6 protein-coding genes are annotated in these 9818 nt (G+C 54.8%); 2 read left to right on the forward strand and 4 right to left on the reverse strand.

Going from position 1 to position 9818, the window contains the following annotated elements; all coding sequences use genetic code 11:
- A partial coding sequence (locus G3O00_RS35670) for a plasmid partitioning protein RepB C-terminal domain-containing protein (RefSeq protein WP_206145797.1) occupies nucleotides 1-664 on the forward strand: 664 nt, incomplete at its 5' end.
- 659 nt (nucleotides 665-1323) lie between these two features.
- Complete coding sequence (locus G3O00_RS35675; protein ID WP_206145798.1) at nucleotides 1324-2502, forward strand: hypothetical protein; 1179 nt, start codon at nucleotides 1324-1326, stop codon at nucleotides 2500-2502.
- Between the two features lie 221 nt (nucleotides 2503-2723).
- On the opposite strand, the gene G3O00_RS35680 is transcribed toward G3O00_RS35675, so the two are convergent.
- The 4 genes from G3O00_RS35680 to G3O00_RS35695 form a co-directional block, all read right to left on the reverse strand.
- On the reverse strand, nucleotides 2724-6587 hold the full coding sequence (locus G3O00_RS35680) for a hypothetical protein (RefSeq protein WP_206145799.1): 3864 nt from the start codon (nucleotides 6585-6587) through the stop codon (nucleotides 2724-2726).
- A 289-nt stretch (nucleotides 6588-6876) separates the two neighbouring features.
- Nucleotides 6877-7632 carry a hypothetical protein gene (locus tag G3O00_RS35685; RefSeq protein WP_206145800.1) on the reverse strand — a complete coding sequence of 252 codons (756 nt, stop codon included), beginning with the start codon at nucleotides 7630-7632 and terminating at the stop codon, nucleotides 6877-6879.
- 413 nt (nucleotides 7633-8045) lie between these two features.
- Nucleotides 8046-8723, reverse strand: a complete 678-nt coding sequence (locus tag G3O00_RS35690; RefSeq protein WP_206145801.1) for a hypothetical protein — start codon at nucleotides 8721-8723, stop codon at nucleotides 8046-8048.
- 47 nt (nucleotides 8724-8770) lie between these two features.
- Nucleotides 8771-9499 (reverse strand): hypothetical protein, encoded by a 729-nt coding sequence (locus G3O00_RS35695; RefSeq protein WP_206145802.1) that lies wholly within the window; start codon nucleotides 9497-9499, stop codon nucleotides 8771-8773.
- Between the last annotated feature and the right edge of the window lie 319 nt (nucleotides 9500-9818).

The following is a 9818-nucleotide window of genomic DNA, read 5'->3' on the forward strand; positions in this document are numbered from 1 at the left end:
GTTCAACACCGTGTCGTGCCTCGTTGCCACGGACGATGAGAGCTATACGTACAACAACCGCGTCAATCGACTATCGACGATCCAGGAGCACTTCATGATTCGCCGGGCCGTCGAACGAGGCGTGTCTCCGGAGCGGTTGGCGAAGGCGCTGTCGGTAGATGTGTCACAGATCATCAAGAGGATGGCATTGCTGGATGGGATTTGTGCTGAAGCGACTGAGCTCCTGAAGGACCGGCAGTTTTCGCCGGAACTCGCGCGAGCTCTGCGGAAGATGAAGCCGACGCGGCAAGTCGAATGCGTCGAGCTCATGGTGGCAGCGAACAACCTGTCTGTCTCGTACGCTGAAGCGTTGCTCGTTGCGACGCCGGCATCTCGGCTGGTCGAAGGGAAGAAACCGAGGAAGCTTGCCGGCGTGAGCCCCGAGCAGATGGCGAAGATGGAGCGGGAGATGGGTAATCTGCAGGGACAGTACAAACTGGTCGAGCAGACCTACGGACAAGATGTGCTTAACCTCGTGCTCGCAAAGGGCTATCTCGCGAGGCTGCTTGAGAACGACTCGGTGCGCCAGTACCTACAAGTCCAACAGGCGGACTTGCTATGCGAACTCCAGTCCGTCGTGGAAATGATTGCCTTAGAGCAGCCGACCCTCGAACCCGCTGCCTGAGCTCAGGCAATTTCGCGGCGCATTGTTTCGAAAATCAGCCTGCTGGTCGTGAGAATTGCGCGATCCAGAATTCGCGTGTTGAGGCGTTGCGAATTCGTCTAAAGAATCTTACCTTTGTGTCGTAATGCGTTTAAAGGGGCTCACTGCGTGTTGCAGTCGAGTGGTTCTATAGCCTAGATCGTGAAAATAATGAGCAATATGACTTGTACTCACTGACGCACTGGGGTTCCGCGCGGCGCGACGGTTTGCACGGGGTGTCAGGCTGAAGTCGAGTATGGGCCGGCAAGAGGACTTTTCGGCGCGGCGCTACTTGCCGCCGCGTTCGCGGGCTATCAAGCGCATCGGCACCTGCCTGAGTCCATGTCAGTAGGCGGCTGGGTTACAGGTGCAGTGGTGTTTGTTGGGCTTAGCCTGCTCATACAGAAAATGTTCGGCGATCGTGTCGTGTTCAAGCGTGTGTACAAGACACGCAGCTAAACAGCGAGGCAGTGTGTTAAAACTTGGGATGCCACCGTCGAATTTCTGGCGAGGGCATTCCGGTGGGCTGTGAGATTTGCACTTACGATGCTTTCCTGTTATCCATCATGATTGCAAGGGGGTAATAAGTCAATGGAAGCGTTAATGTCAGAATATCATTATTTGATCGTTTAAATTAATTCATGACTGATGGCGCCATGGGGAATTCTCTTTCTAAGGCATCGACATCAATTTGGTGTTTTGATGCATTTTCCTGTCTTTCTTCTCGGCTGTATCGAGAATTAACCAATGAGATGGTGTCGAGAATAAATGCTGTAATTGAGGCAGTCTCCTTATTCGATAGGGTTGTCGTCAGCGAGAAATATTACGAATCAAATAGGAAATTCTTTGACTCGCTGCAGCGTGATGAAGATTTCGTTGAGGTGGTTGCCTCAGATCAGCTTGTTCACGCTGAATTATTGCAGCAAGGAGAGATTTCATTTGATCTTGCTATCTATAGCAAAAGCATCGAGGAAATTGGGAAAGAAGGGATATTGTGGTTTTCTGAGCACAGTAGTTTCGCGCGCGCCTTGGGTGATGGTGATGGTGATGGTGAATTTGCCGAGCGCATAATAAAGCATTTTCCGCTTGTGCAACTTTGGCAGTGGTCCAGCTCAAATGAAATTGCAGATCGAGCGAATGCAACGTTGATTCTGCCTAATTCACTTCAGCGGATGGTGAAATATCATGCCGAGCGGCTAAGACGGGACAATTTTCTAAGTAAGATAAGAGAGCTTGAGAAGCATCTGTCGGCAGAAATTCGCTCAATCGAATTTTTGGCTGGAAACGAATCAGAGCTCTATGATTTCAAAATTCCATCACTCTTTGCGATGTTCTGCGAAATGCATACGCATGATGGCGACGCTGTTGAGACGCTGAGAGCATTGCGGAAAGAGATGGAAGGTATTCGACGAATGCGGGCGAAGCTCGAAGGTGATATTAGATCGGCAAAATCGTTTAGAGATCGAGGTGAGTTGGCTAAAGATTGGCAATCTGATTGGGATCGCCTAGTGGGAATGGAGTTTAAGAGACCCGGTCTCTTAAAGGCGAGGATTGCTAATAGCGAAGTGGCTAAGACGGTTGTGGATACTTCTGCAGCGAAGCTTAGTGGTCTGATTCCACTTGTTACCGCATTGCTTGATCATATCGAAAAAATAAAAACATTTCATAGATTTCAGGCGTTTACGCGCATGTATGACAGTGCTGGAAATATTTTGTTGGATGATAGAATTAAGATTGTTTTAAAGGAAAAATTCGGTGTTCAGGGATTTTTGCCTTGCCCGGAATTATACGGAGTTGATGGCAACACGTTGTCCGAGTGATAATTGTAATACATCCGTTGATAGTTGTTGCTGGCTGAGTTATTAATGCGAATGAAAGTGGTTCGGGGGTCACGTGCGAAAGGTGACGAGCTCGGCTTTAAGTCGCTTCGGTGCATTGGGTAGAATCACCGTCGCCCAATTTATGCGCTAGCGGCGCGCTGCTGTTGAGCAGACATCAGCGCTGCCAGCCTCAATCAGGGGTGCCGCCGCCAATCGGTGCTTTAGTACTCACGCTCGCGCAGTTCTCGCTCAATTTCGTGCTCGACACGGGCTTGGAGTCGTTCCCGGCGTTCTTTTAGCCACATGCGTACATTGGCATTAGTCTCAATGGCCAGCAGCGCTTCGATCTCCTCAAGTTTTCCACGGTAGTACTCACTCGCGGGGCCGCTCCATGCCGCGGTAAAACTATTGGCATGGAGACTGTTTCGAACCTGCTCGATATGCGCATACCGCTCCAGCACTTGCCGGGCGAAGCTCGGCGTCTCTCCGGGCTTGCTAATGATGGGCGGGCAATGCTCTGCAAGGATCCAGGCACGGTCTGCAGGAGCGACATCGACCCACTCGAACACCATGGGTGACGGCAGGGCATTGAGACCAGCCAAATCAACGCCTCGGACCGACCGGCCCCCACGGAGCCACCTCAACAGGTGCCAGGTGCCGCGATCCCTCGGCGATTCCAGACGGCGTGCAATGGCAGGCCACACGACTTCAGGCTTTGTTTGTGCGACGTTGGACAGGAACTTGAGTGAGTCCGGGCGGTAGCCTGCAGTGACACTGTTGCGGCTGGCGAAGTTTTCGATCAAGCGCACGGCCAGGTGTGCCGCAGCGTCGGCATCCAGTTCAAGCAGGCGGTTCGCGACTTCGTTCCAGTTATACAGCAGCATGTTGTTGTAGCCCTGGTGCTCCTGACCCTCGATGAAGGCCGGAGCGCCGAGGGTCTGCTCGATCCGGCGAGATAGCACGACACCTTCGTCAGGATGTCCACGCAGTCTGGATTCGAGCAGATCCAGTGCGGCATCGGGCGCAACCGGGTCATCGATTCCGAGCAAAAGGTCAATGACACCTTCGAGGACGGTGAGCTGCAACTGGTTGACTACGCCGCCATAGATGAACAGCCTGAACTCCCTGGGGTCGATCTCACCTTGCTTGGCGAGGTCGAGCAGGAGCTTGGCGATGCGGTCGCTAATTCCGGACCGCCAGACGACGCCCAACGCCAGTTGGCGGATCTCGTCGTTCGACAGCAAGGTCTCCACCAGCTCCTCCCAGAGCGACACGTTCGTGCCGTGCACCGCGGACAGGTATCCCCCGATGAAGAAGTCGGATCGCTTCTCCCTCGCCTTGGACCAGGCCGACAAGATTGAGCTCCAGAGCTTCAGATCATCTATGCGACCCAGCAACACGCCAAACTCATAGCCATTCTTAGCATCATCCGTGACGAGCCAGGCGAGTTCTGGCAGCAGCAGTGCCGGATCTTTTATGGCAGCCTCGGCAAGCTGGATCAACTCCGGCTTCGCGCCATCCACGTACTCGCCATCGGTGGTGAAGTGGTCCTCGACCAGCTTCATGCCAGCGTGTCGACGCAGCTTGGTCGAAAACGAGGATTCGGTCAGTTCCGCACGCAGGGCTTGAAGCTCTGACGAAACATCCGCGGACAACTCCTTCCCTTCGTAGTGCAACGTGGCCACGATGGTTTCGATGCACTTGTCACGCAGCTCAGGCATCTTGGCCGCCCGCCGCATGAACGTGAGGAGCGACTTGGCGATCGGCACGATCAGCACGAGGCTGCGGAAGTGCTCCAAGATCCCAGTTGCCGCTCCGAGGCCTTCGGCATGGGGCAGGGAATCAACCGACTCTTCGAGCAGCGACACGTGGGCGGCGTAGGCGTCGTACAACTGCCCCCATGTTTCCGGCATCCAACGGCCGGGCAGCCGTTGCAGTCCGATGACTTCGTCGATCGCATGCCTGCTCATGAACGGGTCGAGGCTCTTGCTCAGCGCCTGCACAGCAATCTCCCGATAGAACGGCACAGGGCTGCGCAACAGTTCTCTCAGATAGTCGAGTTTGTCGATCGGCGACAGCTCAGACGCGGCGAGCTGGCCATGACCGAGGTTGAACAGCGAGAGGAAGGTGCCGGTGGCATTGTTCGACCAACTCTCGTTCTCGGCCTCGGCCAGTAGCAGCAGGCATTTGGTGGCCTCGAAGAAGGTTTCGGCGGGCACAGCGAGCTGCTCGAGCCGATTGATGGCCGTGCGACGCGCCTCACCAGCGAACTCGCGGCCCGCTTCGACGTCTTCGTTCTCCACGGCAGCGGCCCAACGGCCCAGGGCTGCCTTTTGTTTATCCTGCCCTCCCGCCAACAACCGGCTGGCGTCTGAGCCGGTAGCAAAGCTGGCAAGGGACGCAAACATGCCGCCCTCACCGAGCAACCGGTCGGCCCAGGCCGTCGCTGCCTTGGACTCCTTGGCGAACATCAGCATGGCATCGAAGTGCTGCTGCATGCGCTCCCCAAGGTTCTCGCGGAGCTTCAGCACGTCGATTACGATGGAGTACTTCTCGAACCAGCTCTTCCACATGGCGACGTGGAGGAGCTTTGGCGAGATCAGCAGCGTTCGTGGGCCCTGCAGCACGCGGCGTTCGCGAAGCGCTTCGACCGCACGGACCAAACGCAACTGCGAGAAGTTGGGGTCGAGGAGCTTCACCGCATTCAAGATTGCGACTCGGACTACGGGAGCTTCCGCGGTCTCCCACGCGATCTGACGGAATAACGCCATCGTGCGAATGACGGCGAGCCGATCCTGCCCGTCAACGGAGTCAATACTGTGCGGTGCACACACGATGCCATTCCACAGGTCATCCAGATGCGCGAAATGCTCAGCCGAGTGTTGGGTCGGGTTGTGCTTGATGTACTGACCCAGCCGGTGTGCGGCCCTGGGCGAGCCCTCGCATAGGCTGGCGAACCAGTCCGCCTCGTCCGCGACGATGCCATAGCCCTTGAAGATCTCGGCCAGCAACGGCTGCAGAAGCCGAGGCATTTCGATTAGCTGGACATCGACGTGCGCGCTGGGTCCATCCGCCAGGTTGTTGGCGGTCACGAGCAGCATCTTGGTTGCCCGCTTGCGGAAAAGCGCGGTCAGCTCGCGCGACGTGTCAAGGTCGCAGTCGTCGGCCACCAGGATGATGGTCGTGTTCGGCGCCATCTGCCTCAAGGCCTCCATGGGGCCGCTGTTCATCGCCTGTTCAGGATCTGGGCAATACAGGACACATCCGGCTAGCTGACATGCCGCGAGCGCCCTGTACATCAGGTGCGTCTTGCCCGCCCCGGCGTCCCCGAGGATGCGCACATGCTTGAAACCATCAAGGCTGTCGGCGGCCCGCGTGATTTCCTCGGCGAATGTCTTCAGATCGTCCGTCAACTGATAGGAATCGATCTCGAGCTCGCAGGCCTCCGCCATGAACGACAGGTCATAAAAGACGGTCATGTCGTATCCCTGAACCCGACAGAGACGTCTCGCGATGCCGGGGGCCAGTGTCTTGATCGCAGTGCATAACTGGTTCGCCCGGATGATCCGGACCGTCACGCCGGCGAAGGCGGGGTCGACGGCCTTCATCAACTCGCTGATCTGCTTCACACCGTGGTCGTCGGTCTTGCCCACGAGGTCCGTGCCGAAGAGCACGACAACGAATGCTCCGCCGTTTTCAAAACAGCTCAGCACCCGGGGCTGCAGCTGATCCTTGGTCGGCACATTCTGTCCAGGAGCAAACTTGGGCTGTATCAGCAATGACCGAATGTCCGACAGCGTCGACGCTGAAAAATCGCCAGTCTTGATCTGGTAGCAGGTCTTGCCTTCCTCGATCAGCCCGGCGGGCAGCGACTTGCCTGCGACGCCCGTGACGTCCGCATCGATGCCGCCATCCGCTACGTTGATTGACGCGGGAACATCCACACCCGTGGTCGGCAGGCCGAGCTTTGCCGCCTCGATGACCAGCAGCTGACGGAACAGCTCAACCGCTTGACCTGCGTCAATCTGCATCAGGTCGTCGGTCCTGACGTCAAACGGGCCTATGGTGTCAGTTGGTAGAGCCATCCCCGCTCCTCGGTATAAAAGTGCGTCTCATTATCCACTAATGCCCTTCATGATCGGCTAGGCGTACAGCACGCAGCTGGGGCCATCAGAAATTCGGCAAACCTGGTCCAAACTAGCCTGACTTCATTTGTTGGGCTAGGCCCGCATTTGGTCGAGAGAACAGGTCCGTGGTGCATCCAGACGGTCGCCCGTTCAATGACTTTCATCTCAGTTCGCCGAATGGCTGGCCTCGTGAGGGGCTGCAGTAGCGTGTGACAGCACCGGCTTGTCTAGTCCAACCTTGTACATCTTACGGGTACTCGTTGTCGTGCTTCTCCCGGTACTCGTCAGCGTCAGTGATTCCCTTTTCATTCGCCTCGCGCGCATCCGCTAGTTTTTTCTGGCTAGCGTTGTATTCTTTGAGCTGACGCTTGCCGATCTCATCAGCAATGACATCCGCTAGCTCCATGGAGACTTGACGCGACACATCGCTCACATCGATCGAATCCATTGCGTGCTCAATCAGAGAGAGGGTCGCGACTGCGAGGTCGGGGATCATTGGATCGCCTCGGCCGATATGAAGATCGAGCTCGAAATTATGCGCAACGGCAGAGGTTGTCGTATTAGTGCTTCCGAAAATTGCTTCCCGTACATCCCATTTGATATCAGCAGTCGTTTCCAAATACAAGTAATCCGATTGCGGGTTGCCTGGGCCCAATAGCATATAAAACTTGGCATGAAAGTGAGCAACCGCATACGCAACGACTCGATCATCGAGCTCGTCGGGCTTTGCCTCTAGTCGTTCGATCCACGTGCCGAGTGTCTTTCTCACGGCAGCTCCGCCACAAGCCGCGTAGGTGAGTGGTATGTGAGGCCCGTTTTTGGCCTGTGCTTGCTTATATGGAGAGAGCTCGAGCTGCCCATGCAAACCGATCACGAACAAGATGCGCCGAGAATCACGGGCTTTAAACCAAGTCGACACGGCGCTCACTAGATCGCTGGGGAATCCGAATGTTCCCGTTGCGATAACTAACACTTGGTCATCGACCGCCGAGTTCGCGAGCATCGTCTCCAGGCACTCGATAGTCTCGCGTTGCTGAGTATGGTTCGAAAGTATCCGTATCATGGAGTGCGTCATCCATTAAGGGCTTCAGCGAATTTAGCAACACTCAAAATTCGTCTGTGCGACGGCGAAACGTTGCGTTCCGTACGATTGAGGGTGCAATGAAGAGCATCGCTTCCTGCGTATACTCGCCGCTTCTTACGGCAGCGCGCCAACGCTCCTGCTCCTTATGCTTTGCAGCATGGAGGTACTCGTCCTTCAGCGCGTCGTCGGCTTGATTTTCCATGATGAGGGCCAGACCAGAAAGGTGGGTGGATCTACGTCAATGATACGACACGATCTTTGTCTGAGTAGACCGAGGCGCGTGTCGAACAAGCGCTGTGCCTACCCGGCGATCATGTCGGATGCTCCGAGATCTAGTGCCCGCGTACTAGAAACACTACGGGAGGCAATATAGACAGCAACGTGAATGCGAATAGGCGCAGCCGCAGGTCGATGCTTGCTACATGGCGTAAAAATCCGTCATCTTCCTTTGTTGATCGCATCAAGCTTGCGAAGCACCAAAGTGAAAAATTGAGCACGAACAGTTCGAACATTAGCAGAGCGATACCTGTACCTGCGAGCCAAGCCTTCCACAACTCGAGTTTTGACAGTGAGGATGGCAGCTGCGCCCCAATTTTTCCAATTAACAGGCCGATGGCTAAACCACCCATCCCGTATGTGTTGACTAATACTTGATATGCCCCGGTAGCAATAAATTTGATCTTCGGAAACAGCACTGCTAGACCGAAAAGTACTAAACCGAGCATACCCACTACGTTCCATATGTGTGAGCCTATTCCATCAGAAATAGCAGCGTCCAGATAACTAGTGGGTAGTTGGTTTTTGAAGTGTGTGATAAACAACACGGCAGCTGTAGCCGGTGCCGCCCACCAAAATGCGACCCTCAATCCCTCTATTGGTACGATTGCGGACCAAAAAAATGAGCGGTTGAACGGGGCCAATTGAGCCTTGAGGTACGAACGAACGTTGGATAGCTGGTGCATAGTTTTGCGTGCGACGTATGAGAGCTGAGAATGGATGTGAAGATCCATCGTATAAGCTTTGCGCGTCAAAAACCCCTTGCTTTGTCGTACTAATGCTACTGGTCGTTACCTTTTTCCGGATGATTGTCGATAACGAAATTCAGCAGCCCAATCGCTTGTGTGAGTTTATCGCTTGTATCAGCAAGCAGAAGGCTGAGGAGATAGAACGCTGCAAGGGACCCTGCGATCGTCCAGACGATTGAGTTGTTCAGGGCAATGTGTTGATCCTGCATCAGTTTGACGACGCTAATCCCAAGAGTCGCGAGCGCTGGAAACGTCCCAACTTTGTCGAGTTGGCCGATCAACCGCCCACGTCGATTGTCGAACGCATCTCGTTGATGAGAGATATGTTCGCGAACGTAACCCAACTCCGGCAAGGAAAAGCGCATAAGGTCATTGCAATATGGCAGTAGTCGATCAATATCAACGCTGGCCAACTCAAGTATTGGCCCAGCAGGTTTTTTGCGGATACGGTTTAACATTGGGACGGCTTGTACGACGATTGCGATTAGCGACAAAAGACCGGCAATTTCTGCGCCGACTGCAACGCCCAATGCCAGAGTTGCCAGAACCGGGAGGGGCCAGAAGTGGTGAATCGCAAAAAGGCAAAGCAGTAAAGCGAAGCCGAAACCTGCACAAAAGAGGAAGAGAGCAATTGCCTTGTCGGCATTCACTTCGACGGAGGTCAGGGCCCTCTTGGGGCGACTAGAGTGGATTGCTTGTTGAACGATTTCGAAGGTAGCCCGGAGAGCATCCGGTGCAAGGAGTTTCGTTTTCGCGTCCATGGCTGTGCCTAATCGAGTGATAACCAATAATCGCTAATCAATCCGTCTGACGTGACGGAAGGTTGTGTCGCACGGGGTGAGTGCATAACGGCGTATTGACGACAAATTTGAGGCCGAGATGCGATGAAAACGTAATCGGCCGATCGCTCGCGCCAATCTTTTAGACAATCATAATCGTTGTTGTCACTGTCGAACTATTTCCCTATCAGCGAGCACAATTGCCTATCATATAATTGTGCTTGACGGAGCATGCTTCTCCCCCACCACCGTCGCTTCTCCTTCGTTCTCTTCTTGATCCCTTTGTGTTAGTTCCGTCATC

This window comes from Burkholderia sp. Ac-20384, assembly GCF_017104605.1.
Lineage (GTDB): Bacteria > Pseudomonadota > Gammaproteobacteria > Burkholderiales > Burkholderiaceae > Burkholderia > Burkholderia lata.

Coding starts and splice junctions, on each gene's coding strand:
- G3O00_RS35695 (WP_206145802.1), bottom strand. CDS start 9,499: ATGGACGCGAAAACGAAACTCCTTGCACCGGATGCTCTCCGGGCTACC.
- G3O00_RS35690 (WP_206145801.1), bottom strand. CDS start 8,723: ATGGATCTTCACATCCATTCTCAGCTCTCATACGTCGCACGCAAAACT.
- G3O00_RS35685 (WP_206145800.1), bottom strand. CDS start 7,632: ATGCTCGCGAACTCGGCGGTCGATGACCAAGTGTTAGTTATCGCAACG.
- G3O00_RS35675 (WP_206145798.1), top strand. CDS start 1,324: ATGACTGATGGCGCCATGGGGAATTCTCTTTCTAAGGCATCGACATCA.
- G3O00_RS35680 (WP_206145799.1), bottom strand. CDS start 6,587: ATGGCTCTACCAACTGACACCATAGGCCCGTTTGACGTCAGGACCGAC.